The 24,820-nt window shown below is 39.1% G+C and carries 26 protein-coding genes; all 26 read left to right on the top strand.

Translation table 11 applies throughout. The features are described 5' to 3' along the window. The 26 genes from ACTO17_RS10125 (at nt 1) to ACTO17_RS10000 (ending at nt 24,813) form a co-directional block, all read left to right on the top strand. On the top strand, nt 1-477 hold the full coding sequence (locus ACTO17_RS10125; protein WP_172537370.1) for a flagellar protein FliT: 477 nt from the start codon (nt 1-3) through the stop codon (nt 475-477). Between the two features lie 71 nt (nt 478-548). Next, a complete protein-coding gene (locus tag ACTO17_RS10120; protein WP_482557845.1) occupies nt 549-758 on the top strand; it encodes a hypothetical protein in 210 nt (69 codons plus the stop codon). 3 nt (nt 759-761) lie between these two features. After that, nucleotides 762-1,034, top strand: coding sequence for a type II toxin-antitoxin system YafQ family toxin (locus tag ACTO17_RS10115; RefSeq protein ID WP_482557844.1), 273 nt, complete (start codon nt 762-764; stop codon nt 1,032-1,034). 164 nt (nt 1,035-1,198) lie between these two features. Further along, complete coding sequence (locus ACTO17_RS10110; RefSeq protein ID WP_172535180.1) at nt 1,199-1,783, top strand: RNA polymerase sigma factor; 585 nt, start codon at nt 1,199-1,201, stop codon at nt 1,781-1,783. 228 nt (nt 1,784-2,011) lie between these two features. Then, nucleotides 2,012-2,614, top strand: coding sequence for an RNA polymerase sigma factor (locus tag ACTO17_RS10105; RefSeq protein WP_172535181.1), 603 nt, complete (start codon nt 2,012-2,014; stop codon nt 2,612-2,614). 356 nt (nt 2,615-2,970) lie between these two features. Continuing rightward, on the top strand, nt 2,971-3,270 hold the full coding sequence (locus ACTO17_RS10100) for an RNA polymerase sigma factor (RefSeq protein WP_482557843.1): 300 nt from the start codon (nt 2,971-2,973) through the stop codon (nt 3,268-3,270). A 606-nt stretch (nt 3,271-3,876) separates the two neighbouring features. Next, a complete protein-coding gene (locus ACTO17_RS10095) occupies nt 3,877-4,755 on the top strand; it encodes an acetaldehyde dehydrogenase (acetylating) (RefSeq protein WP_482557842.1) in 879 nt (292 codons plus the stop codon). Next, a complete protein-coding gene (gene dmpG / locus ACTO17_RS10090; protein ID WP_482557841.1) occupies nt 4,733-5,776 on the top strand; it encodes a 4-hydroxy-2-oxovalerate aldolase in 1,044 nt (347 codons plus the stop codon). The genes ACTO17_RS10095 and dmpG overlap by 23 nt, the downstream gene beginning before the upstream one ends. Nucleotides 5,777-5,815: 39 nt before the next feature. After that, the gene (locus ACTO17_RS10085; protein WP_482557840.1) at nt 5,816-7,468 is read left to right on the top strand and encodes a glycosyltransferase; all 1,653 of its coding nucleotides are present in this window, start codon (nt 5,816-5,818) and stop codon (nt 7,466-7,468) included. A 24-nt stretch (nt 7,469-7,492) separates the two neighbouring features. Further along, entirely contained in the window at nt 7,493-8,563 is a 1,071-nt protein-coding gene (gene rfbG, locus ACTO17_RS10080) for a CDP-glucose 4,6-dehydratase (RefSeq protein ID WP_482557839.1), read from the top strand. A 39-nt stretch (nt 8,564-8,602) separates the two neighbouring features. Next, nucleotides 8,603-9,385 (top strand): glucose-1-phosphate cytidylyltransferase, encoded by a 783-nt coding sequence (gene rfbF, locus ACTO17_RS10075; protein ID WP_172536078.1) that lies wholly within the window; start codon nt 8,603-8,605, stop codon nt 9,383-9,385. A 76-nt stretch (nt 9,386-9,461) separates the two neighbouring features. Then, nucleotides 9,462-10,814 (top strand): lipopolysaccharide biosynthesis protein RfbH, encoded by a 1,353-nt coding sequence (gene rfbH / locus ACTO17_RS10070; RefSeq protein WP_482557861.1) that lies wholly within the window; start codon nt 9,462-9,464, stop codon nt 10,812-10,814. A 25-nt stretch (nt 10,815-10,839) separates the two neighbouring features. Next, nucleotides 10,840-12,639 (top strand): thiamine pyrophosphate-binding protein, encoded by a 1,800-nt coding sequence (locus ACTO17_RS10065; protein ID WP_482557838.1) that lies wholly within the window; start codon nt 10,840-10,842, stop codon nt 12,637-12,639. Between the two features lie 34 nt (nt 12,640-12,673). Next, entirely contained in the window at nt 12,674-13,597 is a 924-nt protein-coding gene (locus tag ACTO17_RS10060; protein WP_482557837.1) for an NAD-dependent epimerase/dehydratase family protein, read from the top strand. 252 nt (nt 13,598-13,849) lie between these two features. After that, on the top strand, nt 13,850-15,070 hold the full coding sequence (locus tag ACTO17_RS10055; RefSeq protein ID WP_482557860.1) for a flagellin N-terminal helical domain-containing protein: 1,221 nt from the start codon (nt 13,850-13,852) through the stop codon (nt 15,068-15,070). Nucleotides 15,071-15,191: 121 nt separating this feature from the next. Further along, a complete protein-coding gene (locus tag ACTO17_RS10050; protein ID WP_482557836.1) occupies nt 15,192-15,530 on the top strand; it encodes a hypothetical protein in 339 nt (112 codons plus the stop codon). After that, a complete protein-coding gene (locus tag ACTO17_RS10045) occupies nt 15,517-17,409 on the top strand; it encodes a motility associated factor glycosyltransferase family protein (protein WP_482557835.1) in 1,893 nt (630 codons plus the stop codon). Before ACTO17_RS10050 ends, ACTO17_RS10045 begins: the two co-directional genes overlap by 14 nt. A 3-nt stretch (nt 17,410-17,412) precedes the next feature. Continuing rightward, nucleotides 17,413-18,465 (top strand): DegT/DnrJ/EryC1/StrS family aminotransferase, encoded by a 1,053-nt coding sequence (locus tag ACTO17_RS10040; RefSeq protein WP_482557834.1) that lies wholly within the window; start codon nt 17,413-17,415, stop codon nt 18,463-18,465. A gap of 2 nt (nt 18,466-18,467) precedes the next feature. After that, nucleotides 18,468-19,520, top strand: coding sequence for a lipid II:glycine glycyltransferase FemX (locus tag ACTO17_RS10035; RefSeq protein ID WP_482557833.1), 1,053 nt, complete (start codon nt 18,468-18,470; stop codon nt 19,518-19,520). 33 nt (nt 19,521-19,553) lie between these two features. Then, nucleotides 19,554-20,555 carry an N-acetylneuraminate synthase gene (gene neuB / locus ACTO17_RS10030; protein ID WP_482557832.1) on the top strand — a complete coding sequence of 334 codons (1,002 nt, stop codon included), beginning with the start codon at nt 19,554-19,556 and terminating at the stop codon, nt 20,553-20,555. 24 nt (nt 20,556-20,579) lie between these two features. Further along, nucleotides 20,580-20,783 carry a hypothetical protein gene (locus ACTO17_RS10025; protein WP_482557831.1) on the top strand — a complete coding sequence of 68 codons (204 nt, stop codon included), beginning with the start codon at nt 20,580-20,582 and terminating at the stop codon, nt 20,781-20,783. Further along, entirely contained in the window at nt 20,749-21,240 is a 492-nt protein-coding gene (locus ACTO17_RS10020; protein WP_482557830.1) for a class I SAM-dependent methyltransferase, read from the top strand. Before ACTO17_RS10025 ends, ACTO17_RS10020 begins: the two co-directional genes overlap by 35 nt. Before the next feature lie 51 nt (nt 21,241-21,291). After that, the gene (gene neuC / locus ACTO17_RS10015) at nt 21,292-22,464 is read left to right on the top strand and encodes a UDP-N-acetylglucosamine 2-epimerase (protein WP_482557829.1); all 1,173 of its coding nucleotides are present in this window, start codon (nt 21,292-21,294) and stop codon (nt 22,462-22,464) included. Continuing rightward, nucleotides 22,461-23,120: a class I SAM-dependent methyltransferase gene (locus tag ACTO17_RS10010; protein WP_482557828.1), complete on the top strand. Its 660-nt coding sequence runs from the start codon at nt 22,461-22,463 to the stop codon at nt 23,118-23,120. The genes neuC and ACTO17_RS10010 overlap by 4 nt, the downstream gene beginning before the upstream one ends. A gap of 594 nt (nt 23,121-23,714) precedes the next feature. Then, nucleotides 23,715-23,945 (top strand): glycosyltransferase, encoded by a 231-nt coding sequence (locus ACTO17_RS10005; RefSeq protein ID WP_482557827.1) that lies wholly within the window; start codon nt 23,715-23,717, stop codon nt 23,943-23,945. A gap of 178 nt (nt 23,946-24,123) precedes the next feature. Beyond that, nucleotides 24,124-24,813, top strand: a complete 690-nt coding sequence (locus ACTO17_RS10000) for an acylneuraminate cytidylyltransferase family protein (protein ID WP_482557826.1) — start codon at nt 24,124-24,126, stop codon at nt 24,811-24,813. Nucleotides 24,814-24,820: the final 7 nt, after the last annotated feature.

The following is a 24,820-nucleotide window of genomic DNA, read 5'->3' as shown; positions in this document are numbered from 1 at the left end:
ATGGATAATAATTATTTGGATATGATGATTCAGAGCCTTCAGAAAAAAGTGAGGATTCTGGACGGAATTATCGAGAAGAATAAAGAACAGCAGAAGATATTAGAGCAGGAAGAACTGGATGCAGATGCCTTTGAGGAAAATGTTAAGTCCAAAAGTGAACTGGTAGAACAGATTGATTTTCTGGATCAGGGCTTTGAAGAATTGTACGGCAGAGTGAAAACTGCAATTGAGACAGAGAAGCAGAAACATAAGGAAGAGATTCAGCTTATGAAGCAGCTGATTACAGAAATAACGGAGAAGTCTGTAAGCATACAAAGTGCAGAAATTCGTAACCGCAGATTGGTGGAATCCCGTTTCGCTCAGGAGCGTAGGAAAGTCAGAAGCAGAAAGAACACTTCTGCTGCGGCGAATCAGTACTATAAGAATATGGCAAAACTAAATTATATTGATGCCCAGTTTATGGACAGTAAGAAATAAAAGCAACCCCTTTTCCGGAGAATATCCGGCAGAGGGGTTTTAACTGCTGTCTGCGTCTGATGGGGGGTATTATGAACAACAGAGAACTGGCAAAAAAATTGATCGACAGAATACCGGAAAGCCGTTTACCCTATGTGATTTCCTATTTGCAGGGAGCGTCGGTGCCGGATGAAATCCCCAATGCAGATACCCGTCAGGCATTTGCGGAGCTGGAAAGAGGCGGCGGTTATAAATTCAGCGGTACAACCGAGGACCTTTTTGCAGTATTGATGGAGGATTAATGGATGCTTGATGTTAGATATTCCTCGAAATTTAAGCAGGATTTCAGGAGACGCGTAAAACGGCGGTGTAAAATGACTATATTGCAGCAGATTATTGAAGTTCTCAGAATACCGGGTATGCTGCCTTCTAAAAATGCAGATCACAATCTGACAGGGGACTATGCAGGATATCGGGAATGCCGCATAGACTCGGATTGGCTGCTCATTTACCGCAGGGATGGGAAGGAACTTTTATTGTACAGAATGGGAACCCGCGCAGATTTGTTCCGTATGTAATTTATGAAAATACAGTACTGCCCTGATCCATATGCAGAAATTCTCGGAATCCAGGAATTTTAAAATAAAAATTGCCTGTATCGGGATTGAAAATACCTGAAGCAATGTGTAAAATCTAGTAAGATACAGGCAACGATACAAAGGAGAAGGATAGCGGAGGGATTATGTTTCAATATTTAGTACTGCTGAAAACAGAGAAGCAAAAAGATTTTTTCACAAAAATTTATAAAGAACACAGAAATGCGATGTTTTTTACATCCTATAATATTGTGCATGATTCTTCAGATGCAGAAGACATTGTACATGAATCATTTTTGACGCTGATTAAGCATGTGGATAAATTGATCGACAATGAACCCCATAAAATATGGCATTACATTGATACTACAGTAAAAAATAAATCTTTTAACCTTCTGAAGCGAAGGAAGATTCAGGAGGACCCTGGTCTGGATGAAGAGTGGATGCAGGGAGAAGTGATAGAGAAGGGACCAGATGATTTGATAGAGGAATTTGAGCTTCAGGAAGCGATGACCGGACTCCTGAAAAAATTAAAACGTCCTTATCAGCAGGTATTGGCTCTGCAGTATTACCATGAGCTGAGCGTTCAGGAAATTGCAGAAGAGATGGAAACAACACCGGACAACGTCAGGCATATTTCAATGAGAGCTAAGAAAAAGCTGCAGTCCATATTGGAAGAAAATGGGTTGTGGAATGAGAAAAATGACAAGGATGATAAGGATAAGCAGTAAAGTTCCCCCGATACAGGAGGGAAAAAGCAATAAATCTCTCATGATACAAGAGGAAAAAATTCTATCGTGAACAGAAAACGCATTTTGCGGATTCTCTCGTTATGGGATTGAAAGTCATGGAAATCCTGTGTAAAATTTAAGATGTAACAGGCGATCACATAACGGTACTGTCTGTCAGTACACGGTTATTACAGACTTACAAAAGAGAAAGGAAGATGAAGGGGGAACATGCTGCTACAATATCTGGCGCTGTTAGAATCGGATCATGAAAAGGATTTTTTCACGGATATTTATAAGAAGCACCGCACAGAGCTGTATTTTAAGGCATATAATATCGTGCACAATGCAGAAGATGCGGAGGATATGGTGCAGGAGACGTTTTTGTCGCTGATTCGGAATGTGGATAAAGTGATTAACGAGAAACCTCACAAGGTCTGGTTCTATATGGAGACCATCGTGAAAAACCGGTCGCTGAATCTGCTGAAACGGCGGAAAATACAGGAAACGCCCGGCCTGGACGAGACCTGGATGCAGGATGAAATCATGGAAAAAGGCCCTGATATACTGATGGAAGAATTTGAAGTTCATGAGGCAGTGGCCGGTTTGCTGAAAAGGCTGAAGCATCCTCACAGGGAAGTGCTGATTCTGCAGTACTATTATCAGATGAAGCCGAAAGAGATTGCAGTGGAATTGGAGCTGACGGCGGACAATGTGAGACATATTTCCAAGCGCGCCAAGGACAAACTGCAGTCCATACTGGAAGAAAACGGCCTCTGGAATGAAAAAGGGAGTCAGGGAACGAAAAACAGGAAGAAACGAAGCAAGAAATAGGCGTGAAGCTGCCGGGAAAGAAAGGTTGTCTGTCATGGAATGCTGCGAGTTGGAAAGAGTCACAGTATATCCGGGAACGAACCTTTTTCCCGGCAGTTTTGCTTTGTCCTAAATGGAGCCTGGCTTTCGGGCATTCTGCAATATCTGGTACATCGAATAATTAATAACTGCCATTTTCACTTGTTTATAATAAATAAAAAACGCATTTTGCGGATTTTCCCATATAGGATTGAAAGTCGTAAAAATCATGTGTAAAATAAAAATGTAACGAAAAAAGTGAGCATCTGCTTGCAAATCGTCTGGCAACCAGAACAATCACACGGGATACAAAAGAGAAAGAAAGAGGAACGGGAATAATGCTGACACAATATCTGACACTGTTGGAAACAGAGCATGGGAGAGAGGTTTTTGCAAAATTTTATCAGACCCATAGAAATGAGATATACCATAAAGCATACATGATCCTGCATAATACGCAAGACGCCGAGGATATGGTGCAGGAGACATTTTTATCACTGGCCCGGAACGCAGATAGAATGCCCAATTCAGAACCCGGCAAAGTCTGGTTTTATATGGATACCGTGGTGAAGAATAAATCGCGTAATCTGCTGAAACAGCGTGAGATGCAGGGCATTCTCAGCATGGAAGAGAGCTGAGCCTAAAAGATAAAACCTTCTGAATTACATTGTAAAAGTAAAATAATCCTGACAGGAGGTGGGGGAGTACCTGTCAGGAATTATTGTCAAGAACTGTTAAAAAATAACTTGCAAAGATGGGTACTTATACAAGCCAGGTACAGTAGTTATTCTTTAACAGTTTCTTAGATGGCAGGGGCAAAAAGGAGCGAAGAGCCAGAGCTGGTGAGAGAATCTGTTCTGGCTCTTCATTGTTTTTTCCAGCTCCCCGGAAAAAACTTATATAAATACCCGCCACACATATAATAACAAACGAGAAGGGCGAAATATGACACTTTTTGGGGATATTTTGGAAAAAATAGAAAAAAATGTGAAGCTCTGTAAATCTGGGAGAAGTTATTTTTTTATTTTGCTAAGATATTAATTAGGTTTTACCGATATAGAATGAAGATAGGAAATCATCAGAACGCATGGAGGCGACATACCATTGAGGGTAAGAGGAATGGATTAGCGTCTGTTTCTCTTTTTTTATTCAAAAAACGGGCATTTCTGATTTATATCTTTGATTACCTATTAGATAAACGATAAGAAAATAGAATATGAAAATAATAGTTTGAGGTATTAGTTGTGAAAAAGGCGAGAATAGGAATACTCGGAACAGGTAATATAGGAACAGATTTATTAATGAAAATTTTGAAGACAAAATCACTGGAATGCACTGTCTTTGCCGGTCACAATCCAGATTCATTAAATATTAAAACGGCCTCTGATTTGGGGATTTGTACTTCAGTTGATGGAATTGAGGCATTAGCAGGCAATCAAAATAACATTGATATTATTATTGATGCTACCAGTGCGAAAGCGCATATGAATCATTTTAAATTGTTGGAGGGAATGAATAAATATGTTATTAATTTAACGCCTACTGAGACCGGGAAAAGATGTGTTCCATATATCAATGGGGAAGAATGCGTGCAGTGCAGAGAAGTAAATATGATAACTTGCGGGGGACAAGCCACAATCCCGTTAGCATACGCGATTGTACAATCAGGCTGCAGAGTGTCGTATATTGAAACGGTATCAACCATATCAGCGAAATCAGCAGGCAGAGCCACCAGAGAGAATATAGATGAATTTATAGAGACAACATCTGGTGCAATGAAAACTTTTACCGGTATTAATAAAACGAAATCTATTATGATTATCAATCCCAATGAACCTCCGGTAAATATGAGAAATACAATTTATTTTGAAGTGGAACAGGGAGAACTCAGTACGATATGCGAGGTTGTAAAAAGGACAGAGCAGCAGGTAAAGAAATATGTTCCGGGATATAAAATAATTGTGGAACCTTCATTTATAGATCATATATTGGCAATTACGGTTGAGGTTTCCGGGAATGGGGATTTTCTCCCCGAATATGCGGGGAACCTTGATATTATCACTTGTGCGGCCATAGAAATGGCAGAAAGATACTACAATAATGTTTTGGTTAAGGAGCGGTAAAATTTTGAGAAAACCATTATTTTTTGACTCTACGTTACGGGATGGTTCCCATGCTGTGAAACAAAATTTGACAGAAAAACAGATTAGAGATTATTGCAAGGCGATTGATGGATGCGGAAATTATGTATGCATGATTGGCCATGGAAACGGTTTGGGAGCATCTTCTATTCAAATGGGATTAAGTAAGTTAGATGAAATAGATATGCTGAAAATTGCAGGAGAAGAACTAAAGAAAACTTCTTTAGGAGCATTTATTACAGTTGGATTTGGAACAATTAAAAATCAGATTATTCCAGCGATAGAAGCTGGAGCAAAAATATTTTGTGTGGCATGCCATTGTACGGAAGCGGATACAACCAAACCTCACATTTCATATTTGGCATCAAGAGAGATCGAAAGTTATGGTGTTTTGATGATGTATCATATGGCATCTAAAGAGAAACTGTTAGAAGAGGCCAGGAAGGTTGAAAGTTATGGCGCAAAAGGCATTATTTTAATGGATTCTGCAGGAACCTCTACATTAGAACAGGTAAGAGAGGTGGTAGAGTATATATCATCTAACTTGAATATTACGGTAGGATTTCATTCTCACAATAATTTTGGGATGGCAGTTGCACTGTCCTATGTGGCTTATCAGTCGGGTGCGGATATTGTGGATGGTACGTTACGGGGATTTGGTTCTGGAGCGGGAAACTGCCAGTTGGAAGCTTTGGCTGCATTGTTTGAGAAGGAAGGAATTGAGACTGGTGTAAATTTAAACAAAATATTAGAAATAAGTGAAAAGATCGTGCAGCCGATGTGGGAGTATAAAACGCCTGTAAATGATATCAGCATTGTAAGCGGCTATGCGGGAGTGGTGTCTACCGTAAAACATAAGGTATTAAAAATAGCGCAGGAGTACCATGTTTCTGGGAGAGATATATTTTTAGAACTGGGGAAACGGAATGTGGTAGCAGGAGAAGATGATGTTATTTTAGAGGTTGCGGAGAAACTGAAACGGAAAAAGTTGTTTTATAAATAGGAAAAAGCAAATGGATTAAAAATTGGAGGAAACGATAATATGAATGAAATAGGAGATGCCTATTACCAGGCGGCGACAGCATATTTTGAAAGCCAGCAATATGAAAAGGCTGTTGAAAGTTTCATAAAAGCATATGCATATGGAGTATATCGAAAGGAAATTCTGGATCACTTATATGCCTGTTTTATTATGCCGAATGAAACAGAATTTAGAAAAAATTATGAGGAAAATAGGGAAAATTTATTAACGGTACCCTATGAAGAATTAGAAATTGATTTTATTCCTGTATCAGATTCAAAATATTATTTATTCCATCGTCCTTCAGAAGAATTTATTGGTTTTTTCCAACTGGATGACACATCTATTATGTCAGAAGAGATTGATTTTGAAAGTATTTTGATTGCAGATTATTGGGACTTCAGGCAGATATTGCCTTTTATGAAAGAAAGAACCTGGGATACAGTGTATATTATATTAAATGAGCAGGCACCAAGGCTTGCTTCATTTTTTAAGCTGCCTCGGTTCCATGAGCTTTATATGAAGAATGCAGTAATTTTTGATAAAACAGAAACCATGAAATTATTTTTCGAGGAGTATTCAGATTTTTATCTGCCTAAAAAAGTATTGGCGCCTGATGAGCAGTATGATTATATTTTAAATCATATACATAGAAAACGGATTAAGTATTCATTGCAAAAGAGAGAAAACGTATTTCTTTCTATTCTTATCCCAAGTTATAATCGCGGAGGAAAAGCATTGTCTGCGGTAGAAGAGATTTGTCGATCTAATTATGACAGCGAGATAGAGATTATTATCTCTGATAATGGTTCAGAACTGTATAAGGAGGAGTATCAGACGATTCAGCAAATGCGTGATACGAGAGTAAGGTATCAGCGCAATCATTGTAATAGGGGGTTTTTAGAGAATGTTATCAGAGCATTGGAGGCGGCAAAAGGAAAATATGCTGTTTTGAGCAGTGATGAGGATATGATGTTGGTTAAGAATCTGCCGCATTATCTGAACATATTCAAAAAAAATCAAGAATGCGGAGTTTTCTTTACAGGGGGGATTGGAATGAATAATTTTGCTCCGCTTGAGAAAGAAAACGTACAATATCATGGTTTTAAGGCAATTTTGGCAGGAATAAACCAAAATTATATGACTGGAATTGGATATAACATGGAAATGATTCGTTGCAGGGCTCTCTTGGAATATATGCGGCAGCATGCATTAAATATAATGGTTGATTTTTATCCACATTGTATACTGAATTTTAAATTGGCTTTAGTCAGTGACTTATTAGAGTGTGGACAGCCTCCGCTATGGCTTGAAGGGGAAGGAGAAAAAGATGAAGGCTTAAAACCTTACATGACGCTCGATTCCAGGGAACGGCAGTATGTGGATACTGTGAAATTGTATATTGAAAGCGGAATTACTGGCAGTATGCTTTGCATTTTATACATAGAACGGTGTTGGAAGTTTTTTCATTTGCTGGATCTTGCGCTGATTTATTATCCTGGTTATTTTAATGAAAATTATGCTGCTAAGGAAGAAGTTTTAGAAGATGCAAAGAGACGGGTTGAAAAAAACATTGACTTGTTGGAGCGGTATACTACATCAGAAGAGAGAGAAGATCTTCAGCGTAAAATTAATGAAGTATTTTTAGAATTTCGAGAAAAAATAAAAGGATGATTATTTTGGAAGGTAAGAAAATATATGGCAAAAGATGCGAAGTTTTTTCATGGAAAGCGAGTATTAGTGACAGGACATACTGGTTTTAAGGGAAGCTGGCTTAGCAGAATACTTAGCAGTATGGGTGCAGAAGTGATTGGATATTCCTTACATCCGACACATGTTCCCCTTTTGGATTCAGCAGAATTTGAGAAGAGAGGACGTTCTATTATAGGCGACATACGGGACTATACTCATTTAAAACAAATTTTCATTCAGGAGAAGCCAGAAATTGTGTTTCATTTAGCGGCGCAGCCAATTGTCCGGGAATCCTACATCAATCCCAAAGAAACTTACGAAATAAATGTGCAGGGTACGGTAAACCTGTTAGAATGCGTACGGCAGTCCGAAAGCGTAAGATCTGTGGTGAATGTTACAACAGACAAAGTATATGATAACCAGGAATGGGAATGGGGCTACCGGGAAAATGATCGGTTAGATGGATACGATCCCTATTCCAATTCCAAATCCTGTTCAGAGTTGGCAACACATAGTTATATTCGATCATTTTTCAAAGAACAGGGAGTAGCGGTTTCTACCATGCGCGCCGGCAATGTGATTGGAGGAGGAGATTTTTCAAAAGATCGCATTATACCTGACTGTGTGAGGGCCGTGCAGAGGCAGGAAAAGATTATTGTCCGTAACCCGTATTCCATCAGGCCCTATCAGCATGTACTGGAGCCATTGCACGCTTATTTGATGGTGGCATGGCAGCAGGCCATTCATCCGGAATATGCAGGCTGCTATAATGTAGGGCCGGAGGAAAAGGATTGTATCACCACAGGAGAGCTGGTGCAGCTATTTTGTGAAAAGTGGGGGTCTGAGATCTCCTGGGAATCCCAATTACTGGATGGCCCACATGAGGCGGGATTTTTGAAGTTAGATTGTTCCAAAATAAAGAGCAGATTTCACTGGAGCCCAATATGGAATATTGAGAAAGCTGTGGAAAAAACAGTGGAGTGGACGAAAGCTTATGTGAACAAAGAATCTGTCAGTGAATGTGTGGACAGGCAATTAAAAGAGTTTTGGTCAGAATCATCTATATGGAATAGCTGAAAACAGGAACATAGGATAAGCTTACAAGGAGAAATATGCATGAAAGTTGTTATATTAGCCGGCGGATATGGAACGCGGTTCAGTGAAGAAAGCCAGTTAAAGCCAAAGCCCATGATTGAAATTGGGGGAAAGCCGATTTTATGGCATATTATGAAATGCTATTCGCATTATGGGTTTTATGATTTTGTAATTTGTGCGGGATATAAGCAGCATATGGTAAAAGATTGGTTTTCGGACTATTTTTTACATAACAGCGATGTGACATTTGATTTTACAAAGGGAAGCAGAGATGTGACGATTCACGATCATTTCTATGAACCCTGGAAGGTAACCGTTGTGGATACCGGGCTGAATACCATGACTGGCGGCAGAATTAAACGGATTCAGTCCTATATAGGGGAGGAGCCGTTCATGGTGACATATGGAGACGGTGTCTGCGATGTTGATATAGGCAAATTATCTGAATATCATAAGTCACATGGGAAAATTGCCACTTTAACGGCGGTTATGATTGAACAGCAGAAGGGAATTATGGATATCGGCGGAGATAATACAGTTCGGTCTTTCCGTGAAAAGAATAAAAATGACGGTGTATTGATTAATGCTGGATATATGGTGTTCCAGCCTGAAATTTTCAGCTATTTGGATGGTGATCAGACGGTGTTTGAAAGAGAGCCTTTTGAACGGTTGGCATCGGAAGGCCAGTTGATGTCTTACACCCATAAAGGGTTTTGGCAGTGTATGGATAATAAGAGGGAAAAAGACATATTAGAAAAAGTTTGGGATCTGGGACAAGCCCCTTGGAAAGTTTGGAAAAACTGAACGGAAGAAAAGATGGCATGGCAGAAGGGGAGCAGTGCTCCTGAAACAGATAGAAAGGTTGAGGAACAGGTAAATGTTGGCATTCAATAGTATGACAGAACCTGAAGCAAGAAAAGAGGTTTTGGATATAGTTGCAGAATATTGCAAAACATATCATAACAAGAAGAACTATCAAACCGGGGATCGAATTCCCTATGCGGCCAGAGTGTATGACAAGGAAGAAATGTGCAATCTGGTGAACGCAGCGTTGGAATTCTGGCTGACCGCCGGGAAGTATACAGATGAATTTGAACAATCTTTTGCAGAATATCTCGGAGTGCAGTATTGTTCTCTGGTTAATTCCGGCTCATCTGCAAATTTAAATGCGTTTATGGCCTTGACATCGCCCTTGCTGGGAGAACGGCAGGTTCGGCCGGGGGATGAGATGATAACAGTGGCAGCAGGGTTTCCAACAACTGTTGCGCCTGCCATACAATATGGAGTGATCCCAGTATTTATTGATGTTACGATTCCTCAATATAACTTGGATACTGCGCAGCTGGAAGAGGCTCTTTCAGATAAGACGAAGGTGGTGATGGCGGCGCATACGTTGGGGAATCCCTTTGATTTGTCCGCAGTGAAGTCGTTTTGTGACAAACATCATTTATGGCTGATTGAAGATAACTGCGATGCCCTTGGCAGTAAATATATTTTGGATGGCAAAGAGAGATTCACAGGTACAATCGGAGATATTGGAACTTCATCTTTTTATCCGCCTCATCACATGACGATGGGAGAAGGCGGGGCAGTCTATACGAATCATCCGCTGCTTCATAAATGCATACGTTCTTTCCGCGACTGGGGGCGTGACTGCGTATGTCCATCCGGGAAAGACAATCTGTGCGGGCACAGATTTGACAGGCAGTATGGGGAGCTTCCCAGAGGATATGATCATAAATATGTTTACTCCCATTTTGGATATAATTTAAAAGCTACCGATATGCAGGCAGCGATCGGATGTGCGCAGCTTAAGAAATTTCCGGGATTTGTGAAAAGGCGGATTCATAATTTTGAACGGCTGAAATCAAATCTTGCAGGTTTGGAAGAATGGCTGATTCTCCCGGAGGCTTGTGAAAATTCCATTCCCAGTTGGTTTGGCTTTTTGATTACCTGCAGGGAGGGCGTTGACCGGAATAAAATGGTTTCTTTCTTAGAGGAAAGAGGAATCCAGACCCGTATGCTGTTTGCAGGAAATCTGGTGAAACATCCTTGTTTTGATCAGATGCGAAAAGAACAGAGAGGATACCGTGTGGTTGGCAATCTGGAAAATACAGATCGGATCATGAGGGATACTTTTTGGGTGGGAGTTTATCCGGGAATGACGGATGAGATGATAGATGATATGTCGCAGGTAATTAGCGATGCGGTAAATAAATACAGTTGTAAGTAAATACATTTTTTGGCAGGAGGTAAATATGAGAGTATGTGATTTGGTGGCAAACCATATTTATAACAGCGGAATAGAAGATGTTTTTATGATTTCCGGCGGAGGGGTGATGTTCCTTACAGATGGTCTTGCATGTAACAGGAAATTAAATAAAATATGCTGTCATCATGAGCAGGCTGTGGCAATGGCTGCGGTTGCTTACGCAAAATATAAAGGGATTGGCTGCGCATATGTGACAACCGGGTGTGGAGGTACAAATGCGGTTACGGGAGTGCTCCACGCATGGCAGGATAATGTTCCGTGTGTGTTTATTTCAGGGCAGTGTAAACGTAAGGAAACGTTGGGATATATCAACCTGCCGATTCGTCAGGTGGGAGTTCAGGAGGCAGATATCATATCGATTGTCAGTTCAATCACAAAGTATGCTGTAATGGTTGAACATACAGAAGATATTTTATATCATTTGGAAAAGGCGTTATATTTGGCAAAGGATGGAAGACCCGGGCCGGTTTGGATTGATATACCTATGGATATTCAGTCAGCGGAGATAGAGGAAGAGAACCTGCGCCATTTTGATCCAAAAGAACTAAAACCATTGAAGAAAAAGATTCATCCCAAAGAAGTGGAGGGACTAATACATGATCTGAAACATGCGAAACGCCCGGTTATCGTTGCAGGCCATGGAATCCGGTTGGCAGGCGCAGTGGAGGAATTTTCAGAATTTGTACATAAGCATAGAATTCCTGTTGTGTGTTCAAGACTTGGCATGGATGTGATGCCTACCATGGATGAGCTAAATATTGGAAGGATAGGAAATAAAGGGATGCGCTCTGCTAATTTTGCTTTGCAAAATGCTGATTTGGTAATTGCGATTGGCAGCAGGCTGAGTGTAAGCAGTACGGGACAGGAATATGAGTATTTTGCCAGAGAGGCGAAAGTAATTGCGATTGATATTGATCAATATGAGCATTTGAAAAACACAGTTCATATTGAGCAGGTGATCCAGGCAGACGCAAAAGATGTGCTGCAGAAAATGCTGTTAGAGTGTACGGAGTGTAATTATAATAAATGGGCGGAAAAATGCCTGGAATGGAAAAATTTATATCCGGTTTGTTTAAAAGAATATTATGAAGATGATTCTCAGGGAATCAATATGTACCTGTTCGTAGAAGAGTTATCGAAGTATTTCAAAGGGGATTCAGCATTGGTTGCAGATGCAGGTTCTGTGGCATATGTTCCTGCACAAGGGATAAAAACCAGTGATAAGAGACAGCGGTATATTGCCAGCGGCGCTCAGGCAGAGATGGGTTTCACACTGCCGGGAGCAATAGGGGTCTGTGTTGCGAGAAAGAATCGGGAAGTGCTGGGAATTACAGGGGATGGAAGTTTTCAAATGAATATACAAGAGCTTCAGACATTGGTGCATTATAAATTACCAGTGAAGTTGTTTGTATGGAATAATGATGGCTACTTATCGATCCGTGCGACACAAAATAAATTTTTTAATGGCAGGTTTATTGGTACAGACAGCGCGTCAGGCGTGTCATTTCCAGATATAGAAAAAATAGCCGCTGCATATGGGATAGACTATTTCAGAATTGAAAAAATTCAGGATATAGAGAAAAAAATTCCGGAAATTATGTCAAAGGCAGGGCCAGTATTATGTGAAGTGAAAATTATACGTGATCAGGAAGTTATGCCGTCTGTGAGTTCGAGGCAATTGGAAGATGGAAGATTAGTGTCCGCTCCTATTGAGGATATGTATCCATTTTTGCCAAGAGAAGAATTTGAGAGTCATATGATAGTGGAGCCTGTGGAAGAACTTTAGGGTATATAATGGAACTGTATTAAGGAAATGGATAATGATGAAAAAAATAATTGTAACCGGTGCAACCAGTATGATAGGATCTGCACTGATACGGGAAGCTATAAAGAGAGAAACAGAAGTGCTCGCGGTTGTACGGAAGCACTCTCCTCATATGAACCGTCTGCCTGAATCAAAACTATTGAAAGTTTATGAGTGTGATTTGGGACGTCTGGATTCCATGGATCATATATCAGGTTCCTATGATGTGTTTTATCATATGGCCTGGGGACATACCTCAAAGGAGGAACGGGATAATCCTATGCTGCAGGAGCCAAACATTAAGTATACTTTAGATGCGGTAAATCTGGCGAAAAGGCTTGGGTGCAAAAAATTCATCGGTGCAGGGTCACAGGCGGAATACGGTAAGGTTGATACTGTGATTGCTCCGGATACTCCTGTAAATCCTCAGACTGCTTACGGCATGGCGAAGTATAGTGCAGGAATATTGAGCGGAAAATTGTGTAAACAACATAATTTGACGCATATTTGGGCAAGGATTTTCAGTGTGTATGGATGTTATGACAGAGAAGAAACTATGATTAATTATGCGATTGACAGGTTTCTGAAAGGAGAAACGGCCAGATTTTCTTCTGCAGAGCAAATGTGGGATTATCTGTATGAAGATGATGCGGGCCGGATGTTTTATCTGATTGGGGAACTGGTCAATGAAAATCGGGTATATTGCATAGCCAGCGGTGAATCCAGACCGTTGAAGGAATTTATTATGGAATTGAAGGATTTGTGCGGGACAGATGAAAATTGTGAATTTGCAAGGAAAGTGGATAATGACTGTATCATTGGATTGCAGGCGAATATTGAAAGTCTGGTTCAAGATATTGGATATCATCCGCAAGTGTCTTTTAAAGATGGCTGTGACAAAGTCATACGCTGGCGAAAAAATAGTGAATCAAAAATATAATTTTATAATAATTTCAAAAATGACTATAAAGTCTTTTTAAAAACAACCGATAAAAATAATGTAAGTCAAAGATGCAGCATATAAAAGATTGCATTGTGGTTTTCAAGTAATTAACCTAGGGATTATTTGGAAATATGAAAAGACTGTTTTATCAGAATATAAACACTGAAGCAAATGCAGAGGTGATTATATTAAATAATAATTTTGCAGCATGGAAGCTGCAGTATATTCAAGGAGGAAAATCTTATGGCAATGGTCGTACAACACAACATTACAGCTATCAATTCTAACCGTCAGTTAGGCGTTACAACAAGTGCTCAGGCAAAATCTTCTGAAAAATTATCATCTGGCTACAGAATTAACCGTGCAGGCGATGATGCGGCAGGTTTAAAGATTTCTGAGAAAATGAGAAGCCAGGTTCGCGGTTTGAACCGTGCGTCTACCAATGCACAGGACGGCGTATCCTTAATCCAGACTGCTGAAGGTGCGTTAAATGAAGCTCATTCTATCCTTCAGAGAATGAATGAACTGGCAGTTCAGGGTGCTAATGATACGAATGAAAACATTGACCGTGAAGCTATCAATGAAGAATTGGATCAGCTGACACAGGAATTAGACAGAATCTCCACCACAACTCAGTTCAATAAGCAGAATTTGTTAGATGGGACTTTTACAACCAGAAATCTTCAGGTTGGCGCAAATGCAAATCAGAAGATTCAGATCAGCATTGACAATATGAATGCTGAGACACTGGGATTGAGAGAAATCAAAGGTTTCGAATCTGGTGTGACTCAGACAGGTAGCAAACCACTTTCTGTAACATATAAAGGAATGACTTATCAGTGGGATGCTTCTAAAGATGCAGCAAGCAATCAGGCTTTGGCAACTCAGGCATTTTCAACAGCAATTATAAATGCTGCTTCCGAAGATCAATATGCACCGTATATGAGCGGAACAGATGTATATTACGGTGAATTTAGCACAAATGGTATCTCTCTTACAACAAATTATTCCACAAAAGTTAGTTGGGCTATGGCGAATGATATCAGTGCAGCTAAAGTAGCTATGAGCAACGCAATGGCTGGTAGCTTTGCAGATTATATTGACAAGACAAATGTTGTTGCAAACGGACCTACAGTTGCAGCTTCTGGCGCTTCTTTCACTTATGATAAGCCCAAGGTAGACTCTTATGCAGTTGCAAATGCGACAATTACTGCTGTACAGAATGCAATTAATAAGGTATCTTCTCAGAGATCTGCACTTGGTGCGATTCAGAACAGGTTAGAGCATACCATTGCAAACTTGGATAATGTTGCTGAGAATACACAGGCAGCAGAGTCTCGTATTCGTGACCTTGATATGGCTTCTGAAATGGTTGAATACAGCAAGAACAATATTCTTGCTCAGGCTGGACAGTCCATGTTGGCACAGGCTAATCAGTCTACTCAGGGTGTATTATCCTTGTTACAGTAATTAGCTGTAATTAGAAACGATCTAATTTTAAATTATGATATGAAAGAGTATAGAGGAGTTGGCAATGCCAGCTCCTTTATTCATAAAATATAAATTAATGATTAAATTCTTGGAGAAAAGCATGGAAGAGAGAATACAAAATTTGTACCAAAAATTAAGAGATATCTCTGCTTTATATTTGATTTATCGTATGCAGAGCAACGTAGAACAAGTAAAGAAAATAATACCGGAAATACAAGAATTTGTGTTATGGTTTCTGGATGGAAATAGATTTGGGATAGAAGAAGGACTATACCAGGGAATGTGCCAGAATATTATTGTAATTTTAGATGATATTTTACAGGCGATGAAACAGGAAGATATAGTATTGCTTCATGATGCGGTAGCTTACGGTTTGATGGAGTATCTTCAATTATTTGTTGAAGAAGAGCAGGAGGAAGGAACGGATGACAGTCTATGAAAAGAATCTGAAAGTATTGGCAGAACATTATCCGGGAATGGATACAATGATTGAAGAAGCTAGAAAAACAATGAAACCAAAATTGAAAATTATAGAGGAAACAGCTTATAGCGGGGAGACGATTTTAAAAATAGAGAAGGAGGATAAGGCCTATTATTTAAATGGTAAGCGGAATACGGTGGAACCAGCTCAGATTTGGGTGGAAACCTTGGGAGAACTTCAGCCTAATGCAACGGTTTTGATGGTAGGAACCGGAAACCCGTCCTATTTAAAACAGTTAGCGGAACATACAGAAAACAGAATTACAATTATTATATATGAACCATCTATCCAGATTTTTTTGAAGTTTTTAAAAATGGTAGAATTAGAGTCATGGATGAAAAAACATCTGATTGTGTTTTGGGTGGATGGTTTGAAGGATATGGATAAAAAACATATGGAAGGAATTTTGCAAACTGTTTTGATATATGAGATGCTGAGTTTTTCCAAAAATATTGTTCTTCCCAATTATGGGAAGTTATTTCCAGAGGAAACAGTCGAGTTTATGAAAACATGCCGTGATATTGCATTAAGGGAAACAATGGATTTTAATACTAAAAATATTTTTTCAGCTATTATGGTAAAAAATTTATTTTACAATGCGAGACATTTATGTAACGGCTATAAAACCACCCAGCTTCTGGAGGCAATTCCGCGGGATATTCCGGGAATTCTGGTGGCAGCTGGGCCTTCCCTCAATAAAAATATTCAGGAATTAAAGAAAGCAAAAGGGAAAGCGTTTATTGTTGCGGTGGATACTGCAATGAAGCCTTTGCTGCAGGCGGGGATAAAACCGGATATGTATGCAATTGTTGATGCAATGAAACCGTTGGATCTTGTTAATATAGAAGAGTCAAGGGAAATTCCCCTTTTAACTACGTTAAATGCGGCGCCGGAAATATTGGAGTATCATAGAGGCATGAAGTTCTTCTTTAATGAAGGATACCAATTTGCAGAAAGAATATTTTTGAAAAGCGGTCAGAAGATAGGGGATGTATCCTGCGGCGGGTCGGTTGCCACAAGCGTATTTTCGTTATTATATAAAATTGGAATTGATACAGTTATTCTAGTAGGGCAGGATTTGGCTTATACAGACAATAAATCCCATGCGGACGGAACTTTTCATGAAGTTATGGAGCAGGTTAACACCAGTCGTTTTAGGATGGTGGAGGGAAATTATGAGGAAAAAGTTCCAACAAGAAATGATTTTAAGGTGTTTATTGATTGGTACAATATGTACATAGAAGGATGCCAGAATCATAGAAAGAATTTCCGCGTAATTAATGCCACTGAAGGCGGAGCAAAGATCCAAAATACAGAGATTATGACTTTGCGGGAGGCAATTCAAAAAGAATGTACCAAAGAGGTGAATATTCAGGAATGTCTCGGAAAGCTGCCGTTCATGTTGGATGAGGGGGCGAAAGAGTGGGCTGTAAAGTATCTGAAAGGTTTGGGCGGAGAGTTCCAGAAACTATCAGAAAATTCGCAGAAAATAGTAAAACTATATCAAAAATTGGATAAAATATGCAAGAGGAGAATGATTGATCAAAAGGAATATTTGAATTTATTAAAGAAAATTGAGCGGAAGATGGAGGATATTGGGAAGAAAAGTACCTATCAATTGGTGATGATCACCATGAATAATGCCCAGTATATTTTAAGTAATGAGCAGTTTTTGGTAAAGGATTCTATCCGGGAAGAAGGAAAAGAAATGGCAAGAAAGGGAATTCTTTATATGAAGAATGTAGCGGAGATGGCCAAGGTATTTAAAGAGTTTGCAGAAGAAATCTTTACAGATGGGATGGAGGAAGTAAATGCTCCGCCCAGGGATGAGGAATAATTTATGGAGCTTGGCAGTAATTTTGAATTAGATATCTCCAGCTTGCATAATACAGAAAACAACATATTTCGTTATTTAGAGTTGTATCATACTTGGTACATGGACAGCGGGCGCAGTGCTTTAGCTGTCCTGAATCAAGTGTTAACTTCGGGAATCATTCTGCTGCCCTCTTATATCTGCGAATCTGTGGTAAAGGTATATCGGGAAAATTTTTCAATCGTATTTTATAAAATCAAGAGAGATTTTACTGTTGATACAGAGGATTTGGACAGTAAACTTTCAGAGAACGTCACCGCTGTTTATCTTATGCATTATTTTGGGCAGATGCAGGATGAGACGTTTTTAAATTGGTTAAATAGAAACAGGAGACAGTATGGTTTTGTTATTATTGAAGATACTACCCACAGTATTTTTACAAAAAGAAGAACCATAGGAGACTATTGTGTCTGCAGTCTGCGCAAATGGTTTCCCGTTCCGGATGGTGGGGTATTGTATTCCGAAAATGAGCGGATGGATATTTCTTTCGCGGATATATCTGCAAAAAATCCATCGGTGCTTTTGGAAGCCATGATTCTGAAAAAACTGTATATTGAAGGGAAAGCAGATTGCAATGAATTGTACCGGAAGATTTTTACAGAAGAGGAAGAGAAGTTGGACAAACAGAAGGAAATATATAGGATTTCTGGATTATCCCGGAGCTTATTAAAGTATTTTTCAATTGATGATTTGAAAGAAAAAAGAAGAAAGAATTATCGGATGCTGCGAAATGCATTGCAGAAATGCGGAATGGAATTAGCCCTGGAAGGTAAGCAGATGGTTCCCCTCGCCTGTCCTGTTTATTTGAATGGCAGGGATGAATTTCGCCAGTATTTGGCGGAGCATCGGGTCTATTGCGCCGTACATTGGCCATTGGCCGGAACCGGTTTGGAGGATCATAAAGATGCAAAAGAAATGTCAGAGCAAATTCTATCACTGCCGATAGATCAAAGATATGGGGCAGAACATATTCAGTATTTAACAGAGCTAATAAGAGATTACGTAAAAATCAGGAGATAGCTATGGAAATAATTCCAATAGAGAAAAAGAAAAAATGGAACAGCACAATAAAGAGTTTTCGGAATTGGGATATTTATTATCTTAATGAATATGCCTGTTCCTTGCAGTTGCATGGCGATGGACAGCCTGTTTTAATCTATCATGAGCAAAATGGGGGAAAGCTGTGTTATGTAATGATGCAGGAGGATATTGCGAAGTTTTTACCGCTGTCTCCTTATTTAAAATCAGGTGCCTATTACGACTGGACGACCCCTTACGGGTATGGAGGGCCTTTGACAGAAGGTGATATAACAACGGAATGGGTTGAAAATTTCATAAGAGAACTGAGCGAATGGTGCAGGAATCATAAAATAATTTCTCAATTTTTCCGTTTTCATCCGTTATTGCAGAATCAAAGAGCGATTGAGAACGTGTGCGATACTGTGTATATGAAAAAGACAGTTTATATGGATACCGCAGACAAAGAAATTATATTTAAGAATATGACTCCCAATAATAGAAACATGGTTCGTAAAGCCCTGAAATATGGAGTAGAAATTGTAAAAGATAAAGGTGAGAGGGCAGAAGAATTTCAGAATATATATGAAGCAACGATGAGAAATAATGAAGCAGAAGATTATTATTATTTTAAACGGGAATATTTTGAATATATAAATCATCACATGAAAGAGAATATAATATACTTTTACGCCGTTTATCAGGGAATGCCTGTCAGTGCTTCTATCTTTTTTTATAATAAAAAATATATGCATTATCACTTGTCGGGAACATTACCGGAATATCGGAAACTGGCGTCGGCTAATTTGCTGCTGAGCACGGCTGCTGACTGGGCGGCGGAACAGGGGATCAAGGAATTCCATTTGGGAGGCGGAGTGGGAATTGAAGACAGTCTTTTGACTTTTAAGAAGCATTTTAACAGGAAGGGATTGTTGGATTTTTGCATTGGAAGGAATATTTTTGATCCACAGGCATTTGATGAATTAGTGTCCCTAAGAAGAGAAAAAGATCAGACTTTTGATGACGCTAAGCAGTTTTTAATTAAATACAGAGCTTAATATACAAAAGGAAGTGACGGAGCGGAGGAGAGAATGGAAAAAAAAGTATTTATCATAGCAGAAGCAGGCGATAATCATAACGGAGATTATAAGCTGGCCCTTCAATTAGTAGATAAGGCTGTGGAAGCCGGGGCGGATTGTGTAAAATTCCAAACGTTTGTGACAGAAAATGTAATTTCAAAGTTTGCTCAAAAAGCGGAATATCAGAAGGAAAGTACGGGGAATGAGGAAAGTCAGTTTGATATGGTAAAAAAACTGGAACTGTCTTTTGAACAGTTCCGTTCTATTCAACAGTACTGTAAGGAAAAAAGAATTATGTTTCTATCCACTCCTTTTGATCTGGAAAGCATTGATTTTCTGGAGGAGATTGGAATCCCATTTTGGAAAATACCTTCAGGAGAAATTACAAATCTTCCGTATTTAGAGAAGATAGCTGGCACAGGAAAAGATATTATTTTATCCACAGGAATGTGTACGATGGATGAAATTGAGAGCGCTCTTTCCATCTTGCGGAAAAATGGAGCGGGTCAAATTACGCTTCTCCACTGCAATACAGAATATCCTACCCCAATGGAAGATGTAAATTTGCATGCAATGAGAAAAATGGAAGATGTGTTTCAAGTTCCGGTGGGATATTCAGATCATACGGCAGGAATTGAGGTTCCTATAGCTGCAGCAGCTTTAGGGGCGTCCGTCATAGAGAAACATTTTACGCTGGATAAAAATATGGAAGGGCCGGATCATAAGGCAAGCCTGGAACCAGAAGAGTTAAAACAGATGGTGGCGTCCATTCGAAATATTGAAAAGGCAATGGGAAGCGGTGAAAAAAAGCCCAGTCCCTCTGAAAAAAAGAATATTTCTATTGCAAGGAAAAGCATTGTGGCGAAGCGGGATATTAAGAAAGGCGAAAAATTAACAGCGGACAATCTTTCCGTGAAGCGCCCGGGAGACGGCGTCAGCCCTATGCGGTGGTATGAGATGATTGGAACCGCTGCTGTGAAAGATTTTAAAGAAGATGAACTAATTACGGAATAAAATATAAATAAAGGGAGAAGAAAGATGAAATCATTTGATGAAGTATGGGAAAATATTCATGCAACACAAGAGTGGGGAAAGTATCCTTCAGAACAAGTAATACGGTTCGTGGCAAGAAATTATTACGGAAAAGAACGGCATTCCATTAAGATGTTAGATTTTGGAGTGGGGGGGGGAAAACCATACCTGGTATTTGGCCAGAGAAGGGTTCGATACATATGGAGTTGACGGTTCTAAGAGCGCTGTTGAGAAAGTCAAAGAGAGATTAAAAGCGGAAGAACTGCAGGCGGATGTAAGAGTTCGGGACGCATTGGAATTAGACTATCAAATGGATTTTTTTAATTGCATTATTGATAGTGCAACGATAGTCTCAAACAGGTATGCAAATATAGTGAAAATGTATCAGGAAACTTATCGCCTTTTAAAGCAGGGCGGGAAATTATATTCTATCACTTTTACAACAGGAACAACAGGATGCGGAACCGGTATAGAATTGGAAAAGAATACTTTTAAAGATATTTCGGAAGGGAGTTTGAAAGGAAGGGGAACATGTCATTTTTTTGAAAAGGAAGAATTAAATAGTTTGTTAGAAACTATTGGTTTTCAAAAAATTATTATTGACAGTCTTAGATTTACAGATAGAGAGAATATTGTCGAACAGTTTTTGGTACAGGCAGAGAAATGATAAATTTAAAAGTGTGTGCTGATATAAGACAGAGATAGCAGAGGGTTAAAGATGAAAAGGATTTGCGTAGTAACTGCAACACGGGCGGAATACGGCCTTTTGCGGGGCGTGATTCGGAATATTATAAAAGATGATGAGATGGAGCTGATACTTGCAGTTACAGGAACGCATTTATCAAAACATTTTGGGAAAACTGTGGAGGAAATCATAGAAGATGGATTTCCTATTGCGGAGCAGATTGAAATTTTGCGAGATAATGGTACAGAAATGGATATATGTCATACGATGGCGAATGCCGCAAAATTATTTGCAGAAATGTATACTCGTCAAAAGCCGGATATGATAGTGGTAGAGGGCGATCGTTATGAATTGCTTCCCATCTGCAGCAGTGCAATGATATTTGGAATTCCTATTGCCCATATTTCTGGCGGTGAGGTAACAGAGGGAGTCATAGATGATGCAGTGCGTCATTGCATTACGAAAATGAGTTATTTGCATTTTCCGGCATGTGAAACATACCGGAGAAGAATTATCCAGTTGGGAGAGGCGCCGGAACGTGTGTTTAATTATGGGGATGTGGGTGTAGAAAATGTCAGAAAGATGGAATATCTTTCACAAATGGAATTGGAGAAATTTTTGGGGATTTCTCTGGAAAAGCCATATGCGAGTCTGACATTTCATCCAGTTACATTGGAAAAGGCTTCAGCACAAAGACAAACGGAGGAAGTAATATCTGCGCTGAGACTATTCCCTGATATAAACTTTATAGTCACTTTAGCCAATGCAGATTTGCAGGGGCAGATCATCAATAAAATATTCCAAGACAGTATGAAAGAATGCAAGAATATTTTTTGTTATGCTTCTTTAGGGATTAAGCGTTATCTAAGCCTGATAAAAAATGCAGAGTTTGTAATAGGCAATTCTTCTAGCGGAATTGTGGAAGTTCCGTGTTTTGGAATTCCTACGATCAATATTGGGGACAGGCAGAAAGGAAGACTGCGTGCAAGCAGCATTATTGACTGTAAGCCGGAGGCTCAGGCGATAAAAGAGAGTATAAAAAAAGCAATGTCGAAAGAGTTTCGGAAAATTGCGAAAGAAACGAAAAATCCTTATGGAAATGGGAATACATCGGAAAATATTGTGAAGACAATGAAAACTTTTCTACAATCCGGAAAGATAGATTTAAAAAAGAAATTTTATGATATAGAAGGAGAGTTCGTATGAAATCATTTGATGAAACTTGGGAAAAAATCCATGCGGCGCAGGAATGGGGGAAATATCCTTCAGAACCGGTGATTCGTTTTGTTGCAAGAAATTATTATAATGAGGCTCGGAAAGCTGTGAAGATATTGGATTTTGGATGCGGCGGAGGAAGCCATACCTGGTATTTAGCCAGGGAGGGCTTTGATACATATGGGTTTGACGGCTCTAAAAGTGCAGTGAATAAAGTGGAAACAAGACTGAAAGAAGAAAAATTACAGGCGGATCTCAGGGTCAGAGATGCTTTAGAACTGGATTATGAAAATGATTTTTTCGATTGCGTTATTGATAATGCAACTGTTTATGCAAATAGAAAAGAAAATATTTTAAAAATGTATCAACAGATATATCGTATGTTAAAAAAGGGTGGGAAATTATTTTCAGTATCTTTTACAACGGGGACTACAGGATTTGGAACGGGAACGAAATTAGAAGAAAATACGTTTTGCGATATTGCAGAAGGCGGTTTGGCGGGGAGAGGCATATCACATTTTTATGAAGAAGATGAGTTAATAAATCTGTTGAAAGAAACTGGTTTTCAGAATATTGTGGCAGATACTTTAAGGTTTACGGACAGGGGAAATGTTGTGGAACAATTTTTAGTGCAGGCGGAGAAATAGAAGAAATTTAATTTGAAAAAATAGAGTTTGGAGGAAATAGATCGGATAGAGGGATTGATAAATTTTTTTATAATGACAAAAATAGTTTATTTAAAATTTCTACAGATGAAGTAAGGGATGTAGTTAATATTTGCATTATTGTTATTAGCAAGGGATGCTTATGAAGTAACATTGAATGTTAAGGTGTTTGAACTGCTGTGCAGTATTGCAAAAGAAGATTTTTCCCACTAAAAGAACAATGACCCTATATTGGATACTACAGAGAAATTATTTTGTATCAGGATTCTTTGACGAGTGTGGACAGACATTGGAAGAAGTTTATGCAGCTATATATTTTAAAATAAAGAATGCTATGCCGGATTAGCATGAAATAGCGAAGTTATTTATAACATCAAAAAATTGTCTCCGAGGCTTGTGCTGAATGTGGGTGGCAGTTCAGTTACCTCGGATTTATGCCGGCATTTTGTGAGGAATGTTATAATTGCATGTACGACTGCTATGCCAGTGAGCACGGCAGATTATTTAGTGCTCAACAGGTAGTTGAGAGATATAGACAAAAAGAAGATAAAAAGATTACAGCCTCGGCAGAAAGTGGTGGAATCTGTCTTTAATTATATTATGCCGGATGAGAAAGCATTGCGTTTTTGCACAAGAAAAGAGTTTGAAGTAGTGGAAATCAAATGGCTGATTGTCTCAGCAGAGAATAGAATGCAGGAGGAAATCGATGTGTACATTCAGCCAAATAGAAAAGGCAGCGGCAAAGCTGCTTTCGAGGCAATGTACCATGGGATTCCAGTGATTACTACAAGGTATAGGGACGCATGAGATGTTTGTGGAAAAGAATTTGAAGTAGGTTCTATCAGAAAATGGAGGAGTACTTAAAGAGTTATTAAAGGAAGAGATTGCGCATTCAATATGTGAGATAGATGGGATGAAAAATAAGGTATTAATTGTCTCAGAGGATTTAGGATTTTTATGTTCTATCTAAAAACAGGAGTAAAACATGACAAACATTGCAGTTATCCCCGCAAGAAGCGGTTCAAAAGGATTAAAAGATAAAAATATAAAGCTGCTAAATGGCAAACCATTACTGGCATATGCCATAGAAGCGGCGCAAAATACGAAATTATTTGACAGAATACATGTTTCCACAGATTCGGAAGAGTATGCGAAAATTGGCATACAATATGGAGCGGATATCCCGTTTTTGCGAGATATGGCGACTTCTTCTGATACAGCCCTGATGTGGGACGCCATGCGCTTTGTGTTGAACAAGTATGATGAATACAAAGAACATTTCGATACTATTACAGTATTACAGCCAACATCTCCTCTTCGGACATCAGAAGATATTACAGGCGCTTTCAAGTTTTTCAAAGATAAGCAGGCGAATATGATTTCATCTGTATGTGAAATGGAACATTCTCCGTTGTGGAGCAATACGCTGCCGGAAGATTTGTCTATGAAAGATTTTGAGGATGAGATACTGGCATATCTTCCCAGGCAAAGCCTGCCGGTGTATTACCGGGAGAATGGGGCTGTTTATATTTTGAAAGTGGAGCATTTATGTTCCGCATCAAATGTTTATAAAGAGAAATGCTATGCTTACATCATGTCCAAAGAACATTCCGTAGACATTGACGATGAACTTGATTTCGCCATCGCAGAGATTCTTATGAAAAAAATATTTTGAAATCATT

Source organism: Petralouisia sp., assembly GCF_056822245.1.
Note: the sequence above shows the minus strand (reverse complement) of the source record. Positions and strands in the feature narration are given on the sequence as shown.

What these genes read in the sequence shown, in the direction of transcription:
- ACTO17_RS10125 (WP_172537370.1), top strand. Translation starts at nt 1, where the DNA reads ATGGATAATAATTATTTGGATATGATGATTCAGAGCCTTCAGAAAAAA.
- ACTO17_RS10120 (WP_482557845.1), top strand. Translation starts at nt 549, where the DNA reads ATGAACAACAGAGAACTGGCAAAAAAATTGATCGACAGAATACCGGAA.
- ACTO17_RS10115 (WP_482557844.1), top strand. Translation starts at nt 762, where the DNA reads ATGCTTGATGTTAGATATTCCTCGAAATTTAAGCAGGATTTCAGGAGA.
- ACTO17_RS10110 (WP_172535180.1), top strand. Translation starts at nt 1,199, where the DNA reads ATGTTTCAATATTTAGTACTGCTGAAAACAGAGAAGCAAAAAGATTTT.
- ACTO17_RS10105 (WP_172535181.1), top strand. Translation starts at nt 2,012, where the DNA reads ATGCTGCTACAATATCTGGCGCTGTTAGAATCGGATCATGAAAAGGAT.
- ACTO17_RS10100 (WP_482557843.1), top strand. Translation starts at nt 2,971, where the DNA reads ATGCTGACACAATATCTGACACTGTTGGAAACAGAGCATGGGAGAGAG.
- dmpG (WP_482557841.1), top strand. Translation starts at nt 4,733, where the DNA reads ATGTTTTGGTTAAGGAGCGGTAAAATTTTGAGAAAACCATTATTTTTT.
- ACTO17_RS10085 (WP_482557840.1), top strand. Translation starts at nt 5,816, where the DNA reads ATGAATGAAATAGGAGATGCCTATTACCAGGCGGCGACAGCATATTTT.
- rfbG (WP_482557839.1), top strand. Translation starts at nt 7,493, where the DNA reads ATGGCAAAAGATGCGAAGTTTTTTCATGGAAAGCGAGTATTAGTGACA.
- rfbF (WP_172536078.1), top strand. Translation starts at nt 8,603, where the DNA reads ATGAAAGTTGTTATATTAGCCGGCGGATATGGAACGCGGTTCAGTGAA.
- ACTO17_RS10065 (WP_482557838.1), top strand. Translation starts at nt 10,840, where the DNA reads ATGAGAGTATGTGATTTGGTGGCAAACCATATTTATAACAGCGGAATA.
- ACTO17_RS10060 (WP_482557837.1), top strand. Translation starts at nt 12,674, where the DNA reads ATGATGAAAAAAATAATTGTAACCGGTGCAACCAGTATGATAGGATCT.
- ACTO17_RS10055 (WP_482557860.1), top strand. Translation starts at nt 13,850, where the DNA reads ATGGTCGTACAACACAACATTACAGCTATCAATTCTAACCGTCAGTTA.
- ACTO17_RS10050 (WP_482557836.1), top strand. Translation starts at nt 15,192, where the DNA reads ATGGAAGAGAGAATACAAAATTTGTACCAAAAATTAAGAGATATCTCT.
- ACTO17_RS10045 (WP_482557835.1), top strand. Translation starts at nt 15,517, where the DNA reads ATGACAGTCTATGAAAAGAATCTGAAAGTATTGGCAGAACATTATCCG.
- ACTO17_RS10040 (WP_482557834.1), top strand. Translation starts at nt 17,413, where the DNA reads ATGGAGCTTGGCAGTAATTTTGAATTAGATATCTCCAGCTTGCATAAT.
- ACTO17_RS10035 (WP_482557833.1), top strand. Translation starts at nt 18,468, where the DNA reads ATGGAAATAATTCCAATAGAGAAAAAGAAAAAATGGAACAGCACAATA.
- neuB (WP_482557832.1), top strand. Translation starts at nt 19,554, where the DNA reads ATGGAAAAAAAAGTATTTATCATAGCAGAAGCAGGCGATAATCATAAC.
- ACTO17_RS10025 (WP_482557831.1), top strand. Translation starts at nt 20,580, where the DNA reads ATGAAATCATTTGATGAAGTATGGGAAAATATTCATGCAACACAAGAG.
- neuC (WP_482557829.1), top strand. Translation starts at nt 21,292, where the DNA reads ATGAAAAGGATTTGCGTAGTAACTGCAACACGGGCGGAATACGGCCTT.
- ACTO17_RS10010 (WP_482557828.1), top strand. Translation starts at nt 22,461, where the DNA reads ATGAAATCATTTGATGAAACTTGGGAAAAAATCCATGCGGCGCAGGAA.
- ACTO17_RS10000 (WP_482557826.1), top strand. Translation starts at nt 24,124, where the DNA reads ATGACAAACATTGCAGTTATCCCCGCAAGAAGCGGTTCAAAAGGATTA.